The following is a 17798-nucleotide window of genomic DNA, read 5'->3' as shown; positions in this document are numbered from 1 at the left end:
TCCGGCGACCCCGCCGCCGGCGTGTAGTTTGTCCGCTTGTGACCCCCCCACCTCCCTCGCAGCCGCATGCCCCGGTGCCTGCCGCGCGACGGGACCGGGGCGCGGGCTCCGTCGAGTACGTCGGTGTCGTGGTCCTGGCCGTGGTCGTCGTGGGGCTGGTGGTCGCGGCGGCCGGCGGGGCGGCGTCGGCCGTCACGGCCGGGATCGAGCGGGCATTCTGCTCGGTCGGTGGCGGCACCGGGTGCGGCACGGCGGGCGAGGCGGATGCCGCGGGGTCCGGTGACGACGGCGGCGCCGGTGACGACGGCGCGGGCGCCGCACCGGCCGCTGCGCCCGCGGGGGCGGACGACGACACGGGCGGCGAGGGTGCCGGCGCGACGCAGGGGGAGGTCGCGGCGTCGGACGCCGACCGCCGCGACACCGCACGCGACGCACGCGGCAGCCGGCGCGACGACCGGCGGGGCACCGACCCCGTTCCCGGCCCGCCGCCCGGGACGCTGAACCCGGACGAGACGCTGGGCCTCGGGATCGCCTTCCTCGGCGAGAGCGTGAGCCTCGCGGAGCCGCCGAGCTGGGAACCTGTCGACCCGGGCGCGGGCGCCTACGCGTCGGAGGACTCCGGTGTGGACGACGACGCGACGAAGTTCGCCGCGGAGGCGGGCGCGAACACGCTCTCGGGCGTCTGGCCGAACGCGTCACGCAACCTCCTGCACTTCCTCGGCAACAGCGGTGAGCCGCTCGAGCAGGACGTCGACGCCCTGCTCACGGACGTCCCCGCGCTCGCCACCGAGTACCAGGGCCTGCAGGACGAGATGGGTGTCACCGCCCTGCTGCAGGCTCAGGAGGCCGGGTTCACCGAGCCCGTCACCTACCCGCTGAGCACGCCGTGGAGCGGGTTCTACATCGGCCAGGGTCTGAGCGACGACTGGTTCTACGCGATGGGCGGCATCCAGTGGTCGGCGGTCGGTGAGGTCACGGTGTACCCGCCGACCGCGACCGAACCCGCGTGGACCTACGAGACGACGACGTCGTTCGTGCTGCGCGACCAGTACAACTGGGACGGTGGCAAGGGCGTCACGATCGGTCCGCTCGAGGTCACGGACGAGCAGCTCGCCGAGCTGCACCGTGCGGGCGTGGCGCAGGAGTTCACCGCGACCGGCGAGTCCGCCGTCACCTCGAGGAAGGGCACACGATGAGCAGCACGACGACCCGAGGTCGCGGCGTGGCGCGGGCGGTCACGACGGGGGTCGCCCTGGCGGCCGTGCTCCTGGCGGCTGGGTGCGGGACGAGCGACGACCGCACGCCGCCTGCTGCCACGACGTCGGCGGCCACACCCTCGGCGGACGCGACGTCGGCGGGGACGGACGACCCGGCGAGCGTCCTCACGTCGTACGGGCTCGCGCTCCCGGCCGGTGCCGCGGACGTGCAGGCCGAGCCGCGGACCGACGACACCATGACGGACGCCTGGCTGGTCACCTTCTCCGCGCCTGCCGACGAGGTCGAGGCGATGTGCGTCGACGCCGGCATCGGTGCGCCGCGCGTCTCGCTGAGCCTGACGGCGGACGAGCTCGCGGCCTACGGTCTCGACGCGGTCCCGCAGGACGCGTGGGCGTGCGAGGCGAGCCGCCCCAGCGACATGCGCCAGCAGATCCGGGTGCTGTTCGACGGGGAGCCGGCGACCGTGCGGGTCGCGCTGTACACGATGCCCGAGCGCTGACCGCGACGAGCAGGGCCGCTGGACACCCGTCGAAGGGCGGCTGAGGGTCCGACGGGAGCGGCCTCGGAGCAACCGGTAACGATGAGAATGTTCTCACTCACGGTGCAGATGTGGACGAACCCGACAGTGCCGAGCGTGGGCTCCGGCGGCCGGGTCACCTCGTGGGACGTCCTCCCACACCCCGTCGGCACGCGCGATCTGCGGCCGCGCCGTCGGCCTGTGGTCATCTCGCGATGCGGGCAGCACCTGGCGGCGCGTCCTCGCTGACCCCTTGGGTGTGACCGGCTCGACCGCTGCAGGGGGCGGTCGCGAGGCGCGTCGACGGTGATGTGGGCGTGCGCTGGGGGGTTCCGCATGTCCGCGCGTCCACACAGGTCCGTCCTGCGCTCGCTCACCGCGTACGTCCTCGCACCGGTCGTGCTGGTCACCGGCGTGGTGCTCGCACCACCGCTCGCGGCGGCCGCGCCCGCTCCCGCGGCACCCGTCGCGCAGGACGGCGCGGCCCCCGTCCAGCGGCCGCTGCCGCCCAACGCGGTGCGCCAGGGCGACCCCGACGACGTCCCGATCGAGCCGCCCGCCGTGCCGGTGTCGGAGCAGGCGCCGGTCAACCCGCCGCTGGTCCCGGGCGTCGCCCGCCCGGCGGCGTCACGCTTCAGCGGCCAGGCGCCGACGTTCGCGGCGACCGCCGCGCAGGTGCTCGCCGACGGCGGCGCGCGCGACCTCGTCGTGCGGCCCGGCTACCTGCTGGGCGACACGTCGCTCGTCGTGTACTTCGACGCGGACGTCGCCGACGGCGACCCCACCTCGTGGGCCCGCTGGCGCGCGACCGTCACCGACGTCGAGGCGGGGACGCAGCAGGTGTCCGCCGACCTGGGCCGCGCGGACCTGTCGCGCTGCGACGCACCGCGCAAGTTCTGCCGCAGCTTCGGTGCCGCCGACGGGTGGACGCTGGACCCCGCGCGCCAGTACACCGTCACGGTCTCCCTGCTCGCCGACGACGGCGCGACGCTCGACTCGCCGCCGTCCGCGCCGGCCAACCCCCGCACCACCGTCACACCGCCTGAGCTGCCCGCAGCCCAGGCCGCGGGCTGCGCGTGCGCCAACGTGCTCGGCCGCACGGTCGACGGCCAGGAGCTGCGCGGCGCGCTCGTCAACACGGGTACCGGGGCGTTCAACCGCACCGAGCGCGACCTGACGATGACGTCGTACGGCATCCCGTTCGAGGCCGTGCGCTTCTACTCGTCGGCCAACACCGGCACGGGCATGTTCGGCGCCGGGTGGACGTGGACGTACGACGCCCGGGTGATCGTCCCGCAGGCCGGGGCGGACGCCGTGCGGGTGCGCGCCGAGGACGGCTCCGAGGCCGTGTACCAGCGCACCGCCGACGGCTACCAGCGGCCGGCCGGCGTGCGCGCGGTGCTGACCGACCGTGCCGGCGGCGGCTGGGTGCTGACCCCGCCGGACCAGCGGCGCCTGACCTTCGACGCGCAGGGCCGGCTGCTGTCCGTCACGGACGCCCGCGGCCACGGCATCACGCTCGCGTACGGGTCGAACGGCCTGCTGTCGTCGGTCACGGACGCCGCGGGCCGCGTCGTGCGGGTCGAGATGCGCCAGGACGTCCGTGCGATCAGCAAGCTCACGCTGCCCGACGGCCGCAGCGTGCAGTTCGACTACCAGGACGGCCGCCTGCTCAAGGTGCAGGACGCCCGGAACTCCACCTGGCAGTACCACTACGACTCCGCCGGGCGGCTGGACCACGTGCAGGACGCGCGCGGCAAGCGGGACGTCGCCAACGAGTACGCGGACGGTCGCGTCGTGCGGCAGACGGATGCCGCGGGTGCGGTGACGACGTTCGCGTGGGACGCCGCCTCCGAGGTCGCGACCACGACCGACCCCGACGGCGTCGTCTCACGCGACGGGTACCGCAAGAACGTCCTGCTGTGGTCGCGCAACGGCAACGGCGACACCGTGACGTACCGCTACGACGAGAAGCTCAACGAGTCCCTCGTCGTCGACCCCGAGGGCAACCAGTCCGGCGCGCTGCACGACGCCGCCGGCAACCCCGTCGAGCGTCAGGCGCCGGCACCGTTCGACTGGAAGGAGCGCAACGCGTTCGACGCGGGCAACAACCTGCGGACGCACACGGACGGCCGCGGCAACACGTGGACGTACACCTACGACGAGCAGAACGGGATCACCGGCCAGAAGGACCCCGAGCAGGAGGAGGGGTACCGGTACACGTACGAGAGCCGCGGCCTGCTCGCGACGCGCACCGACCCGCGCGGCAAGGTCACGCGGTACGAGTACGACGCGGCGGGCAACCGCACCGCGGAGGTCACGCCCACGGGGCGGCGCACCGAGTTCACGTACGACCAGACCGGCCGGCTCGTGTCGGTCGTCGACCCGCGCGGCACGGTCGCGGGCGCGAACAAGGACCAGTTCCGCACCCGCTACGCGTACGACGCGCAGGACCGGCTCGTCGAGCGTCGTGACCCGGGCAAGGACGCGCCGGTGAAGACGACGTACGACGAGATCGGCAACGTCGTCGTGGTCACCGACCAGCTCGCCAACTCCTACCGCTACACCTACGACGACGCGTCGCGGCTGGTGACGCTCAAGGACCCGATCGGCAACGTCACCGAGTACACGTACACGGCCGCCGGTCGCACGGCGTCCGTCACCGACGGCGAGGGCAACCGGACCACGTGGACGTACGACGGGCAGGGGCGCGTCGCCACCGAACGGCTGCCGCTGGGCAACGCGGCGAAGCGGTCGGGCGAGTCCGACGCCGACGTCGAGAAGCGGCGTGCCGCGTACACCACCACCTTCCGCTACGACTTCCGCGGCAACCTCGTGCGGGCCGAGCGCCCGGACGCCCAGGGCCGGCTGGTGCAGGTCGACTCGCGCTTCGACGAGCTGGGACGCCCGGTCGAGCAGATCGACGAGCTCGGCGCGACGACGCAGATGTCGTACGACGCCGCCGGGAACGTCACGGGCATGAAGGACGAGGACGGCGACACGCTCGGCATGACGTACGACGGCGCCAACCGCCGCACCGGCGGCTCGGGCGTCGGGTCCCCGGCGCGGATCGAGTACGACCAGGTCGGCAACCCGACGCGTCAGGTCACCGCCTCGGGCGGCGTCATCACCTGGGAGTACGACGACGACGGCCGCCCCGTGGCCATCACCGAGCCGCGCGGGCACCTCGAGGGTGCGGACCCGGCCGCGTTCACCACGCGGTACACCTACGACCGGGCGGGCAACCCCGTCGAGGTCCGGGACCCGCTGGGCAACACCACGCGCTCGTCCTACGACGCGGTCGGCCGCCTGACCAGCGCGACCGACGCCGCCGGCTCGGTCGTGCAGTACCGCTACGACGCGGCCGACCGGCTGCTCACGGTCCGCGGCCCCGACGCCACGGGCGACCAGCAGGTGCTGACGTACACCTACGACGCCAACGGCCAGATCAAGGGGCGTCGCGACCCGCTGGGGCACGAGACGAAGCTCGAGTACGACCGCGCCGGCCGCACGGTCGCGTCGACCGACGCCATCGGACGGCGCCGGGAGTACGTGTACGACGCGAACTCCAACCTCACGCAGCTCGTCACGGCACGCGTCGTCGAGGGCGACCCGCGGCTCGACCCGAACCGCGAGGCGCGCACCGTCGCGATGCAGTACGACACGCTCGACCGGCTCGTGAGCCGCAAGCTCGGTACCGAGGGTGAGCTCTTCACGTTCGGGTACGACGCCAAGAACCGGCTCGTCTCGATGGCCGACCCGCGTGGCGTGCGGGAGCACAGGTTCGACACGACCGGCCGCTTGGCCGAGGTGACGCGCACCGACGTCGGCGGCGCGGTCGAGAAGTTCACCTACGGCTACGACGACCAGGACAACCTCACCGAGCGGACGTACCCGGACGGCACCAAGGTCACGGCGTCGTACGACGTCGCGGACCGGCTGAGGTCGCTCACGGCGGCGGGCGCGGGTCGCTCGGCGACGTACGGCTTCGGCTGGGACGTGGCGGACCAGCTCACGTCCATCACGTTCCCGGAGTCGACCGGGCTGACGGAGGCGCGCGAGTACGACCCGGCAGGGCGCATGACGCGCGTCGCGACGACCCGCGCAGGGGGCGAGGTCGTCTCGGCGCACGACGTGGTGCGCGACGCCGTCGGCAACCCGACGCTCATCACGCAGACGCGCAACGCCGGGGGACCGGAGGTCGTCGAGGCCACGTCGTACGCGTACGACAAGGCGCACCGCCTGACGTCCGCCTGCTACGGCGCCCAGAGCTGCGCACCGGGGGCGCCGGCCGCCGAGCGGTACGACTACGGCTACGACCTGGTCGGCAACCGCACGTCGCACGCGGTCACCACCGCGACGGGCAAGGCCACGACCACGGCGACGTACGACGCGGGCGACCAGCTCACCCGCGAGCAGACGACCGTCACCGGGACGCTCACCGGCATCCCGGACGTGGAGGCCGGGACGCGGGAGTTCACCTACGACGCCGAGGGCAACCTGACGTCCGACGGTGAGGAGACGTACGAGTACCACCTGGACCGCACGCTCGCCTCGGCGACGTCGGACGGGGTGTCCACGACGTACGCGTACGACGCGGCGGGGATGCGGTTGTCGTCCACGAGCACGGACGAGGCCGGGGCGACCGGGTCGACGGCGTGGGCGTGGGACGTCAACGGCGGGCTGCCGACGATCGCGACGGAGACGCGGACCGGCACGGACGGGGAGGGCACGACGTCGTTCCTGTACGCGCCGGACGGGTCACCGCTGGGTCTGGCCGAGGGCGGGGAGCAGTTCTCGCACTACGTGCGGGACTGGCTGGGCGGGACGTCGGCGGTGGTGTCGGCGGGCGGTGCGGCGCAGTGGTCGTACGACTACGACCCGTTCGGCGGGGCGCGGGGCACCGACCTCGAGGCCGGTGGTCAGCAGCTGGCCGAGGACGCGCCGGGCAACCCGATGCAGTTCACCGGCGGGTACCGCGACGACACGCAGTCGGGGCGGTACCACCTGCGGGCGCGCAACTACGACACGGGGACGGGTCGGTTCGACTCGGTGGACCCGGTGGTGGGGTCCGGGCAGGTGACCGCGGTGTCGTCGTACGCGTACGCGTCGAACCGTCCCACGGCGATGACGGACCCCACGGGGAGGGAGCCCCGCCCGCATCACCTCACCGGGGCGCCGCAGCCGACGGCGACCGACCCGTACGCGACGCAGCGTGCGGCGGCGAAGAAGGCGGTGGCCGAGGCTGAGGCGTTCGTCGCGCAGATCGGTGACGAGATCGTCGGGCTGGTGCTGGACCTGATCGGGTTCACCGATGCGAAGAAGTGCATCAGTGAGGGCGATGTCGGGGCGTGCATCTCCACGGCGTTGAACGCGGTGCCGTGGGGAAAGATGTTCAAGGCCGCGAAGGTCGCGATCAAGGCGATCGGTGTGGGCAAGCGGCTGGTCGAGGGGTACTCCAAGCTCAAGGCCGCGAGCAAGGCGCTGGCGGACATCCCGAAGTGGAACCCGAAGGTCGTGCCGGACTCGGCGGCGATCAAGCAGGCGAACACGGCCGCGGAGCAGGCGAAGGCGGCGGCGAACCAGTCGCGCACGGTGGCCTCGCGCACGTCGCGTGAGGTGGACGACGCCAAGCGTGCGAACGACCAGGCGCGCAAGGCGGCGGAGAACAAGAAGTCCGAGACGTGCAACTCGTTCGTCCCTGGCACTGGTGTGGTGATGGCTGACGGGTCGGTCAAGGCGATCGACGACGTGGCCGTGGGTGACACGGTCGTGGCGGTGGCCGCGGACGGGACCAGGACGCACCGGCAGGTGGTCGCCACGATCACTGGGCACGGGGCCAAGGACCTCGTCGGGCTGACCTTGGTCGGGTCCGGGGGTGGCGGGCCGCCCGCGGGCGAGACGATCACCGCGACCGACGGGCACCTGTTCCTGACTGCAGGCGGCGAGTGGGTGCCGGCGAGAGACCTGCAGGTCGGTGACCAGCTCGTCGACGCCGACGGCGCGCCCGTCGCCATCGCTGCGGTCGAGCGCGACACGGTCGTCGCGACGGTCCACAACCTGACGGTCGACACCGACCACACGTACACCGTCGTCACCGCAGCCGGGGCAGGCGTCGTCACTCACAACGACGACCTGCGCAGCAAGGCGGCAGCTTGTGCGGTCGACCCGGACCCGTCGGAGAATGTGGATCTCTACCGAGCGGTCGGCGTGCGCGAGTACGATTCCGTGATGTCGAGCGGCCGCTTCGACCCGGGCGCCAACAGTCTCGAAGGGCGGCAGTTCGCGACGACGCTCGATGACGCGATGCGTTACGCCGACTGGGACACGTCCAAGGTCGCCATTCTCCGCGTCACGGTGTCAAAGGACTCCCTCAAGGCGTTCGACTTCTCGAGGGACATCGACGTCTCCATCTTCCGCGGAGGTGTTTACACGGTGCAGCCCGGTGTCCAAAGCAACGTCTTCCACGCATCGTTGAGAGCGATCGACCATGTCTTCTGACGAGGGCGGCCCCGTGGTCCTTGATGCGATGGTCCGCTTCTTGAGGCCGGATGAAGGCGGGCGGATGTCTGCACCGGCCGATGAGGTCCGCTCGCAGTTGCGCCTCGGAGAGGTGATGAGCTCCTGTGTCGTTCGCACTGTGGACGGCGCCCAACAGATTGCGCTGGGTGTGGAGCTCGCCGTCCAGATCGAGCTGATGTTTGGCAACACATACGAAGCCGAAGCGCGGCGGTTGACGACCATCGAACTCTATGAAGGGAAGAAGCTCGTGGCGCGCGGTCGTGTTGTCAGCCCGCGGGACGACTGACGTCGGCAACGGTTGGGGCAGGACGCGCCGGGCAACCCGATGCAGTTCACCGGTGGGTACCGCGACGACACCCAGTCGGGTCGGTACCACCTGCGGGCGCGCAACTACGACACCGGGACGGGTCGGTTCGACTCGGTGGACCCGGTGGTGGGGTCCGGGCAGGTGACGGCGGTGTCGTCGTACGCGTACGCGTCGAACCGTCCGACGGCGATGACGGACCCCACGGGCAGGGAGCCTCGCCCGCATCACCTCAGCGGGGCGCCGCAGCCGACGGCGACCGACCCGTACGCGACGCAGCGTGCGGCGGCGAAGTAGGCGGTGGCCGAGGCTGAGGCGTTCGTCGCGCAGATCGGTGACGAGATCGTCGGGCTGGTGCTGGACCTGATCGGGTTCACCGATGCGAAGAAGTGCATCAGTGAGGGTCACGGGTGGCGTCTCGTCGGTGCGGCGTCCGCGTGGGCGGGCGAGGGCGCCGTCACGACGTCCCCGTGGAGTGCGGGCCCTCGCGGTCGCAGCCCGCGCGTGAGCAGCAGCACCGCCCACCAGATCTCGAACGCGAAGACGGGCACCGCGCAGATCCCCGCGACGGCACCGCCCTGCGGGACGAGGCCGAGCAGTTGGGCCGTGTTGCTGCCGAGCACGACGACGCCGGCCGCGACGCCGAGCACGCCGAGCGCGCGGGGGGTGACGTCGGCGTCGACGAGCAGCCATCCCAGCACGATGGTGTTGACGCTGATGACCAGGCCCTGGCCGACGAGGAACGCGGCGGTGTGCAGGTCGACGAGGGTGTCACCGAGCCCGGCGGTCGCAGGCCCGCCCCACGCCAGGGCGAGCATCGGCAGCGTCCCGGCGGTGATGACCGCCGCCTCGAGCGTGCGCAGCAGCGCGAACGTCAGGGCGCGTGCCTGGCCGTGGTGCCGCAGGAGCACGAGCAGCAGCACGCCGGTGCCGAGACAGCCCAGGGCGAGCGCGACCTCGAGCAGGACGCCGAGCGCCGGCACTCCCGCGTCGTAGGCCACCACGGCGAGCACGGACGTCGCGTGGGTCGACAGGTACAGAACGCCGGCTGCGCGTTCGTGGGTTCGGGCGGAGCGAGGCATGAGGCGCCGATCGTCGTAGGTGTACGCCGTATACCGGCGCTCCGATGACCATAGGTATACGCTGTATACGTGTCAACCGTCCCGACCCGTCCGTCGCTCGACCGGACGCGCGTGCTCGACGCCGCGGTCACGCTCGCCGACGGGATCGGACTCGAGGCGATGTCGATGCGGCGGCTCGCCGACGCCCTCGGCGTGACGCCGATGGCCCTCTACAAGCACGTCGCGCACCGCGAGGCGCTGGTCGACGGCATGGTCGAGCACATCGTGCGCGACATCGCGCCGGCGCCCCACGGGCAGCCGTGGAAGGTCGCGCTGCGCACCCGCATCCTGTCGGCACGCGACGTCATGACGACGCACCCGTGGGCCCAGGCGGCCGTGGAGACGCGGACGAGCGCCGGCCCGGCCGTCCTGTCCTACATGGACTCGCTCATCGACGTCATGCTCGGCGGTGGCCTGTCCGTCGACCTGGTCCACCACGCGATGCACGCGCTCAGCACGCGCATGTGGGGGCTCACGCGCGACGTGCTCCCCACGCCGGCGCTGCCCGCCGACCCTGCGGAGCGTGAGCAGGCCGTGACGGCCCTCGCCGCCACCTACCCGGCGATCATCCGCATGGCGACGACGGCGTCCCACGCGGGGGCCGGCTGCGACGCCGACGCCGAGTTCGCCTTCGCGCTCGACCTGCTGCTCGACGGTGTCGAGCGGATGCACGCCGACGGGTGGTCGTCGACGGGACGGTGACCCGTGGGCTGTGCCGGCCCGGCACGCGTGCCGTGGCACCCGCTGGTCGCTAGCGTCGGCCCCATGGGTACGTCGTGGATCGCGTCCGACGCCGAGCACGCTCGCGAGCGTCTCGTCGAGCTCGCCGCCGGGCTGCCCGAGGTGACGGTGCTGCCGCCGAGTGAGTACGGGCACACCGCCGTCGTCCTCGGGGGTCGGCGGTTCGCGTGGCTCACGGTCGACCACCACGACGACGGCCGCCTCGCGCTGCGCGTGGGCACGACGCGCGAGGAGCAGCGCGAGCTGCTCGCGGAGGACCCGGTGCGCTTCTTCGTCCCCTCGTACGACGGCGCGCAGGGCTGGGTCGGGATGCTGGTCGACCCGGCGAGCGACCCGGACTGGGGCCACGCGGCCGAGCTGCTGGAGGCCGCGTGGCGACGCCGTGCCCCGAAGCGGGCGCAGCGCGCGCTCGACGAGGCTCGCACCGCGCAGCAGGGTGACGCCGCCCCGTCCTGACCGGGCGGCGAGGACGCCCGCCGCTCAGCCGCCGCTGACGTCGAGCGTCTCCCCGGACGCCAGCCGCCGGTACCCCTCGCCGACGAGCCCGCCGAGGACGCGGTCGACCAGCCCGATGCCGTTGTCGTTGTAGATGCCGGTGTGGATGGGCACGACAGTCCGTGCACCCACCGAGCGGCCGTAGTCCACGGCCTCGGAGAGCTTCAGCCACGGCGCGGCGGCCGGCAGCAGCAGCACCTCGACCCCCGCCTCGGCCGGGGCGGGGGTGAACGAGTCGCCCGGGTGCAGCAGGGTGCCGTCGACGAGGTACGCGAGGTTGTGGGCGCGCGGGATGTCCGGGTGGATGACGGCGTGCTGCCCGCCGAGCGCCGTCACCGAGAACCCGACGACGTCGGCCGTGTCCCCCGGGGCGAGGGCGTGCAGCCGGGACGCGTCGACGCCGGCCGCCGTGAGGAGATCGACCACCGCCGCCGTCCCCCACACCTGCAGACCCGGCACGGTCGCCAGGGCGGACTGCAGCGACCCCGGGTCGACGTGGTCGGCGTGCTCGTGCGTGACGAGCACGCCCGTCGCACCGTCGAGCGCGTCGGGTGCGCTGAAGCTCCCCGGGTCGATCACCAGGGACTGCCCGTCGCGGTCGAGGCGGACGCACGAGTGCCCGAGGAAGGTCATGGTCGTCATCGAGGGTGCCCTTCAGGTGTCGAGGTGCGGGTGTCGCCCTCCCGAGGGTGCCGTGCGTCGGGCGCCGGCGCTACGTCGGGCACAGGATCAGGTGGCCCGCTCCCACTCCTCGACGCCACCCGGCACGACGACGAACAGCGGGTGCGGCACCGGGCCGCCGGACTGCTCGACGACCGCGTACCGCTCGGGGGAGCGGACCGCGAGCTTGCCCAGCAGGTGCCGCCACTCGAGGGCGAGCTGCCCGTCGGTCACGGGGACCTGGGGCGCGGTGCGCGTCCGCTCACCCCCCGGGACGTCGACGCGCGTGGTGTCGAACCGGTAGCCGCGCGCGGCGGCCTCGTCCGCGACGGCGTGCAGGTAGGCCGCGACGGCCGCGAGCGGGTCGGGCTGACGGCGGAACCGCACGAGCTGGGGATGCTGCGTGTAGCCGCGTGTCCGGCCCGCGAGCACCGCCTGCGCGAGGAGCCCCTCGCGCCAGCACGCCGTCAGGCCCTGCCGGTCGAGCAGCGAGGGGTGCAGGGACCAGAGCCTCACGCACGCACCTGACCGAGGACCGCGGCGGCGACGTCGGCGGGCCGGTGCTCCGGCAGCCAGTGGTCGGCGTCGAGGTCGATGCGCGTGAACGGCGCGTCGACGTGGTGCGCCGTCGCCTCGACCGACGCGGGGGCGAAGAACGGGTCGCGACGGGCCGACACGTACGTCGTGGGGACGCGGACGCGACCCGTGCTGCCGGTGCGCGGGACGCCCAGCGCGCGGTACCAGGCGAGGGCCGCGGTCAGCGCGCCGGGCTCCGACATGCGGGCGGCGTACTGCGCGGCGCGGTGCGGCGCCAGGCCCGAGCGGACCAGGGCGTCGCGCAGGCGGGCGCCATCGTGCGCCAGCAGCGCGCGCTCGGGCAGCCCCGGCACCTGGAACGCGCCGACGTACCAGGAGCGCCGGGCCTGCCCCCGCAGCAGGCCGGCGCGCATCGCCGCGGGGTGCGGGGTGCCCAGCACGGTGAGCGACGCGACACGGCGCGGGCGGCGCGCGGCGACGGCCCAGGCGACGGCACCGCCCCAGTCGTGGCCCACCACGTGCACCTCGTCGAGCCCGGCGGTGTCGAGCAGCGCGACGACGTCGTCGACGAGCTCCGGCACCGCGTAGGCGCGTCGGCCCTGCGGCCGGGCGCCCGGGCTGTACCCGCGCTGGTCGGGGACGAGCACGCGCACGCCCGCCTCCGTCAGCAGCGGGGAGACGGCGTCGTACGCCGACCCGTCCTGCGGGAACCCGTGCAGCAGCACCGCCGCCGGCCCGGCCGCCGGCCCGGCGTCGCGCACGTCGAAGCGCAGGCCGTCACGCGTGAAGCCGTCCACCCATGCAGCACACCACGCGGGCCGGGCGGCGGCGAGCGGGGCGGCGGCGGCGTGTCCGGCGTGCGGTCTCAGCCGTGGCGCAGCATCCACTCGTGGTTCGGGTCGCGGCCGCCGTCGGGGTCCGGGACGGGGCCCACGTCCTGCCCGGTGACGGTGTCGGCGAGCGCGATCGGCTCGGGAAGGTGCCGGAAGGCCGCGGCGGGATCGACCGGAGGCTGGTCGCGGGGTTCGGTGCCGGGCATGGGGCGTCCCTTCATCGGGTGCGGGCAATCTGCCACCTGGCCGGGGTGATGTCCATGGCCGTCCCGCGGCGGGCATCGTCGTGGGGCCCTCGGGCGGCTACCGTCGCGCCGTGGGTCGGCGGGTGACGTGGTGCGGGGTCGTGGCGGGCCTCGTGGTGCTCGCGGCCGGCTGCGCGCCCCCCGGTGACGCGCCCGTCCCCGCCCCGACGTCGGCGACGCCCGTGAGCCCCGGCCCGGAGACGCCGAGCGCGCTCCCCGTGCCCGCCAGCGGGCAGGTGCGCGACGCGGGGGCACCGCTCGCGGGCGCGACGTCCGCCGGCCACGGCGCGGGCGCGCTGCTCCCGGCCGACGGTGCCACGCTCCAGGTCCAGGACGCGACGGACGGCACGACGCTCACCACCGTGACGGGCCGCGCCGGCACCCTCGCCTGGGTCGCGCCGCCGGAGGGTGGGCAGGCCGGTCTCCAGAGCGACGGCTCGGTGACGCTCCAGGACGCAGCCGGCACGGTCGTCGCCGCCCTCACCGCACCCGTGGGTGACGACGGCGCACCGGGAGCCTGGCGCTCGCAGGGTGACGTGCTGGCGCTCGAGGCCGCCACCTCCTCCGCGTCGTTCGTCGTCGGGACCGCGGCGGTGTCGTCCGCCACGTGGGGTGACGCCGACGGCGGCCGGTCGCTGCTCGTCGTCCCGGCGGACTGGGTGCGCGGCGGGACCCTCGCCGCGCAGCAGGCGCTCGTGTCCCAGCTCGCGCTCGCGGAGCCGGAGGCCGCGTCCCCGTCCATGCAGGCCCAGCTCTGGTGCCACGTGCTCGGCGCACGCGACAAGGCGTCGTGGAACCTCGAGCCGTGGCGTCCCGAGGTGAGCACGACGACCCTGCTCATGACCCGCTGCAACCCCACCGACGACGACGCCTGACGCGTGCGGCGGTCCGCACCCGGAAAGCGAGAAGCGTTGCTGCCGGAGTGCGGCAGCAACGCTTCACGCTCCCTTCCGCCCGGCCGTCCACCGGGCGGCGGGTGGTCAGGGGGTGGCGCGGCGACGGCGCCACACGACGAGGGTGCTGCCGAGGGTCAGCGCGAGGGCCGCACCGCCCAGCAGCGCACCCGTGCGGGCGCCCGTCGCCGCGAGGACCTCGGAGCGCTCGGCGGTGGCGACGAGCGCGGTCGGCGTCGGGCTCGGCGTGGTCGCGCCCGCCGCGAGGACCTCGGCGCGCTCGGGTGCGGTGGATGCCGCGGCAGGTGCGGGCGCGGCGGCGGCCTCGGGGATGGCGGCCGGGGCCGCCGGGGCGGTGGAGAACGCCGCAGGGGGCGTCGGCACCGGGGCCTGCGCGTCGGCCGCGGGCGGCGCGGCGGGAGCGGACGGTGGCGTCGTCGCGGGTGCCGCGGGCGGGGCGTCGACGGGCGTGGGCCCCGCGGGCGGCGCGACCGGCGCGGGGGTGTCCGTGCGGCAGACCGGCGCCTGGCCGCCCTCGCCGAAGTGCTCGTCGTACCCACCGACCTGCACCCACGTGACGCACGCGTCCGGCGGCAGACCGGCGCGCTCCCACGTGAGCGCCGACGTGCCGACGAGGTCGCCGAACCGCGTCCCCGGCCCCTCGATGTGGACGTTGCGCGCCGCGGTCCCGAGCGCCGAGGTGTAGACGACGTTGACGTGCCCGTCCACCTGGAAGGACGCCCCCGCGGGCAGCTCGACGCCGGCTCCCGTCACCAGGTACGGCGTCGGCGCGTCCGACCCGGCGCTCGCGGCCGTCGCCGCGCCCACGAGCGTCAGCGCGGCCAGGACCCCGCTGGCGGCGGTGAGCACGGTGGTGCGGCGCGCGGACATCTGACCTCGGCATTCGGGGAAGGGGTGGTGAGGGCACCGCCTGCGGGTCGGGCGACGTCGCGACCCGCTGACCTGGCAGGTCGGAGGTTATCGGGCAGAAGGGACGAAGCGGGTGAGAAGGGCATGAGAGTCCGGCGCGGTCCTCCTTCCGGGGTCCCCCCGTGCGGCCGACGGGGGGACGTCGCGTCCGTTTTCACCCGGTCGGCGCACCGTCGGACGGGTGGTGGACACCCGCCCCGGGCGACGCCCGTGCGCCGGTACGCTGAGGCGTCTGCCGACCTGCGGCGCGGGAACCTGCGCGGGCGAGCGCCCCCTTCAGGACCCGGCCTCCATCGAGGGAACCGATGACCACCGCACCTGCGCGCCCCGACGTCCCGTCCGTCCCGCACACGTCCGACACCGTCGAGCACGCCGCGGAGACGCCCGACCTCGACCAGCCCTACGCCGAGCTCGGCCTCAAGGCCGACGAGTACCAGCGCATCCGCGACATCCTCGACCGCCGTCCCACGGCCGCCGAGCTCGCGATGTACTCGGTGATGTGGTCCGAGCACTGCTCGTACAAGTCCTCGAAGACGCACCTGCGCCAGTTCGGCGAGAAGACCACGCCCGCGATGCGCGAGCACCTGCTGGTCGGCATCGGCGAGAACGCGGGCGTCGTCGACATCGGTGACGGGTGGGCCGTCACGTTCAAGGTCGAGTCGCACAACCACCCGTCGTACGTCGAGCCCTACCAGGGCGCCGCGACGGGCGTCGGCGGCATCGTGCGCGACATCATCTCGATGGGCGCGCGCCCGGTGGCCGTCATGGACCAGCTGCGGTTCGGCGACCCCGCGCACCCCGACACCGCGCGCGTCGTGCACGGCGTCGTCGCGGGCGTCGGCGGGTACGGCAACTCCCTCGGGCTGCCGAACATCGGCGGCGAGCTGGTGTTCGACGCCTCGTACCAGGGCAACCCGCTGGTCAACGCGCTGTGCCTCGGCGTGCTGCGGCACGAGGACATCCACCTGGCCAACGCGTCGGGCGTCGGCAACAAGGTCGTGCTGTTCGGTGCGCGCACCGGTGGCGACGGCATCGGCGGCGCGTCGATCCTCGCGTCCGAGACGTTCGACGACACCAAGCCATCGAAGCGCCCGAGCGTGCAGGTCGGTGACCCGTTCATGGAGAAGGTGCTCATTGAGTGCTGCCTCGAGCTGTACGCCGCGCGCGTCGTCGAGGGCATCCAGGACCTGGGGGCCGCCGGCATCTCCTGCGCCACGAGCGAGCTCGCGTCCAACGGTGACGGCGGCATGCACGTCGACCTGGAGAACGTCCTGCTGCGCGACCCCACCCTGACGGCCGGCGAGATCCTCATGTCGGAGTCGCAGGAGCGCATGATGGCCGTCGTCAGCCCCGAGAAGCTGGACGAGTTCCTCGCCATCACGGGGAAGTGGGACGTCGAGACCGCCGTCATCGGCGAGGTCACCGGCACCGGGCGCCTGACGATCGACCACTTCGGGCAGCGCATCGTCGATGTCGACCCCAAGACGGTCGCGCACGACGGCCCGGTGTACGACCGCCCCTACGCACGCCCCGCCTGGCAGGACGCGCTGGTCGCGGACTCGGTCAGCACGCCCGAGGGTGCCGCACGCTACGCGCGGCCCGCGGGCGGCGACGACCTGCGCGCCACGCTGCTGCAGCTGCTGGCCTCGCCGAACCTCGCCTCGCCGGCGTGGGTCACGGACCAGTACGACCGCTTCGTCCAGGGCAACACCGCGCTCGCGCAGCCGGACGACTCGGGCGTCGTGCGCGTCGACGAGGCGACGGGCCTGGGCGTGGCCCTCGCGACCGACGCGAACGGCCGCTACACCAAGCTCGACCCCTACACGGGTGCGCAGCTGGCCCTCGCCGAGGCGTACCGCAACGTCGCCACCGTCGGCGCGCGCCCCCTGGCCGTGACGGACTGCCTCAACTTCGGCAGCCCCGAGCACCCCGACACCATGTGGCAGCTGGTCGAGGCGATCCGGGGTCTGGCGGACGCGTGCCAGACGCTCGAGGTGCCCGTGACCGGCGGCAACGTGTCGCTGTACAACGGCACGGGGGAGCCCGGCCAGATCGACTCCGCGATCCACCCGACGCCCGTCGTCGGCGTCCTGGGCGTGCTCGACGACGTGGCAGAGGCGGTGCCGTCCGGCTGGACCGCGCCCGGCCAGGCCGTCTACCTGCTGGGGACGACGCGCGCCGAGCTCGACGGGTCCGCGTGGGCCGACGTCGCGCACGACCACCTGGGCGGCGTGCCGCCGCGCGTGGACCTCGACGCCGAGCGCCGCCTCGCGCAGGTGCTCATCGCCGCCGCGCGCGACGAGCTCGTCGACGCCGCGCACGACCTGTCCGAGGGCGGCCTCGCGCTCGCGCTCGTCGAGTCGAGCCTGCGGTACGGCGTCGGGGTGCAGGTGGGCCTCGACGCGCTGTGCGAGCGCGACGGCGTGACGCCCTTCGAGGCGCTGTTCTCCGAGTCGCAGGCCCGCGCGATCGTCGCGGTGCCGCGCTCGGAGGAGGTCCGGCTGCACGACCTGTGCACCGCACGCGGCGTCCCGGCGCTGCGCCTGGGCGAGACGGCCGAGACGTGCACGCCCGGCGCCGGCACGCCCGCCGACGACGAGGACCACGCACACGCGGCGGCGGTCGAGGTGCGTGGCCTGTTCACGCTGCCCCTGACCGAGGCGCGCGAGGTGTGGGAGGCGACGCTCCCGCGCCTGTTCGGCTGACGCCCGCACGGCGGATCGCTCTCTCGCCGCCGGAGAGCGGGCTCGTTTGCTCTCTCGCGGGGTGGAGGGGTGGGCTG

Annotated in this window: 15 protein-coding genes; 9 read left to right on the top strand and 6 right to left on the bottom strand. The window is 74.0% G+C overall.

The window, feature by feature from the left end; translation table 11 throughout:
- Window positions 1-74 precede the first annotated feature (74 nt).
- From KKR89_RS14625 to KKR89_RS14605, 5 genes are all read left to right on the top strand, one after another.
- Complete coding sequence (locus tag KKR89_RS14625) at window positions 75-1196, top strand: hypothetical protein (protein ID WP_208196078.1); 1122 nt, start codon at window positions 75-77, stop codon at window positions 1194-1196.
- Complete coding sequence (locus KKR89_RS14620; protein ID WP_208196077.1) at window positions 1193-1717, top strand: hypothetical protein; 525 nt, start codon at window positions 1193-1195, stop codon at window positions 1715-1717. The genes KKR89_RS14625 and KKR89_RS14620 overlap by 4 nt, the downstream gene beginning before the upstream one ends.
- Before the next feature lie 354 nt (window positions 1718-2071).
- The gene (locus KKR89_RS14615) at window positions 2072-8236 is read left to right on the top strand and encodes an RHS repeat-associated core domain-containing protein (protein WP_243882630.1); all 6165 of its coding nucleotides are present in this window, start codon (window positions 2072-2074) and stop codon (window positions 8234-8236) included.
- The gene (locus tag KKR89_RS14610) at window positions 8226-8543 is read left to right on the top strand and encodes a hypothetical protein (protein WP_208196076.1); all 318 of its coding nucleotides are present in this window, start codon (window positions 8226-8228) and stop codon (window positions 8541-8543) included. The genes KKR89_RS14615 and KKR89_RS14610 overlap by 11 nt, the downstream gene beginning before the upstream one ends.
- A 12-nt stretch (window positions 8544-8555) precedes the next feature.
- Window positions 8556-8858, top strand: coding sequence for an RHS repeat-associated core domain-containing protein (locus tag KKR89_RS14605; RefSeq protein ID WP_307802217.1), 303 nt, complete (start codon window positions 8556-8558; stop codon window positions 8856-8858).
- A 107-nt stretch (window positions 8859-8965) separates the two neighbouring features.
- Here KKR89_RS14605 and KKR89_RS14600 read toward each other — a convergent pair whose 3' ends face one another.
- Window positions 8966-9643, bottom strand: a complete 678-nt coding sequence (locus KKR89_RS14600; RefSeq protein ID WP_208196074.1) for a DUF4386 domain-containing protein — start codon at window positions 9641-9643, stop codon at window positions 8966-8968.
- A 69-nt stretch (window positions 9644-9712) separates the two neighbouring features.
- Between KKR89_RS14600 and KKR89_RS14595 the strand changes: the two genes are divergently transcribed.
- Together KKR89_RS14595 and KKR89_RS14590 are read left to right on the top strand one after the other, a co-directional pair.
- Window positions 9713-10384 carry a TetR/AcrR family transcriptional regulator C-terminal domain-containing protein gene (locus KKR89_RS14595; RefSeq protein ID WP_208196073.1) on the top strand — a complete coding sequence of 224 codons (672 nt, stop codon included), beginning with the start codon at window positions 9713-9715 and terminating at the stop codon, window positions 10382-10384.
- A 63-nt stretch (window positions 10385-10447) separates the two neighbouring features.
- Complete coding sequence (locus tag KKR89_RS14590; protein WP_208196072.1) at window positions 10448-10879, top strand: MmcQ/YjbR family DNA-binding protein; 432 nt, start codon at window positions 10448-10450, stop codon at window positions 10877-10879.
- Window positions 10880-10903: 24 nt separating this feature from the next.
- Here KKR89_RS14590 and KKR89_RS14585 read toward each other — a convergent pair whose 3' ends face one another.
- The 4 genes from KKR89_RS14585 to KKR89_RS14570 form a co-directional block, all read right to left on the bottom strand.
- Window positions 10904-11560 carry an MBL fold metallo-hydrolase gene (locus KKR89_RS14585; protein ID WP_208196071.1) on the bottom strand — a complete coding sequence of 219 codons (657 nt, stop codon included), beginning with the start codon at window positions 11558-11560 and terminating at the stop codon, window positions 10904-10906.
- An 87-nt stretch (window positions 11561-11647) separates the two neighbouring features.
- Window positions 11648-12094, bottom strand: coding sequence for a pyrimidine dimer DNA glycosylase/endonuclease V (locus KKR89_RS14580; RefSeq protein WP_208196070.1), 447 nt, complete (start codon window positions 12092-12094; stop codon window positions 11648-11650).
- The gene (locus KKR89_RS14575; RefSeq protein WP_208196069.1) at window positions 12091-12912 is read right to left on the bottom strand and encodes an alpha/beta fold hydrolase; all 822 of its coding nucleotides are present in this window, start codon (window positions 12910-12912) and stop codon (window positions 12091-12093) included. The genes KKR89_RS14580 and KKR89_RS14575 overlap by 4 nt, the downstream gene beginning before the upstream one ends.
- Window positions 12913-12980: 68 nt before the next feature.
- Entirely contained in the window at window positions 12981-13154 is a 174-nt protein-coding gene (locus KKR89_RS14570; RefSeq protein WP_208196068.1) for a heme biosynthesis protein HemY, read from the bottom strand.
- 110 nt (window positions 13155-13264) lie between these two features.
- Between KKR89_RS14570 and KKR89_RS18405 the strand changes: the two genes are divergently transcribed.
- A complete protein-coding gene (locus KKR89_RS18405) occupies window positions 13265-14068 on the top strand; it encodes a DUF2599 domain-containing protein (protein WP_251140905.1) in 804 nt (267 codons plus the stop codon).
- A 105-nt stretch (window positions 14069-14173) separates the two neighbouring features.
- Here the strand turns inward: KKR89_RS18405 and KKR89_RS14560 are convergent, their stop codons facing one another.
- A complete protein-coding gene (locus tag KKR89_RS14560) occupies window positions 14174-14977 on the bottom strand; it encodes a hypothetical protein (RefSeq protein WP_208286556.1) in 804 nt (267 codons plus the stop codon).
- A gap of 344 nt (window positions 14978-15321) precedes the next feature.
- Between KKR89_RS14560 and purL the strand changes: the two genes are divergently transcribed.
- Entirely contained in the window at window positions 15322-17721 is a 2400-nt protein-coding gene (gene purL, locus KKR89_RS14555; RefSeq protein ID WP_208196066.1) for a phosphoribosylformylglycinamidine synthase subunit PurL, read from the top strand.
- Window positions 17722-17798: the final 77 nt, after the last annotated feature.

Origin of the sequence: Cellulomonas dongxiuzhuiae (assembly GCF_018623035.1) — a bacterium.
GTDB classification, from domain to species: domain Bacteria; phylum Actinomycetota; class Actinomycetes; order Actinomycetales; family Cellulomonadaceae; genus Cellulomonas; species Cellulomonas dongxiuzhuiae.
Note: the sequence above shows the minus strand (reverse complement) of the source record. Positions and strands in the feature narration are given on the sequence as shown.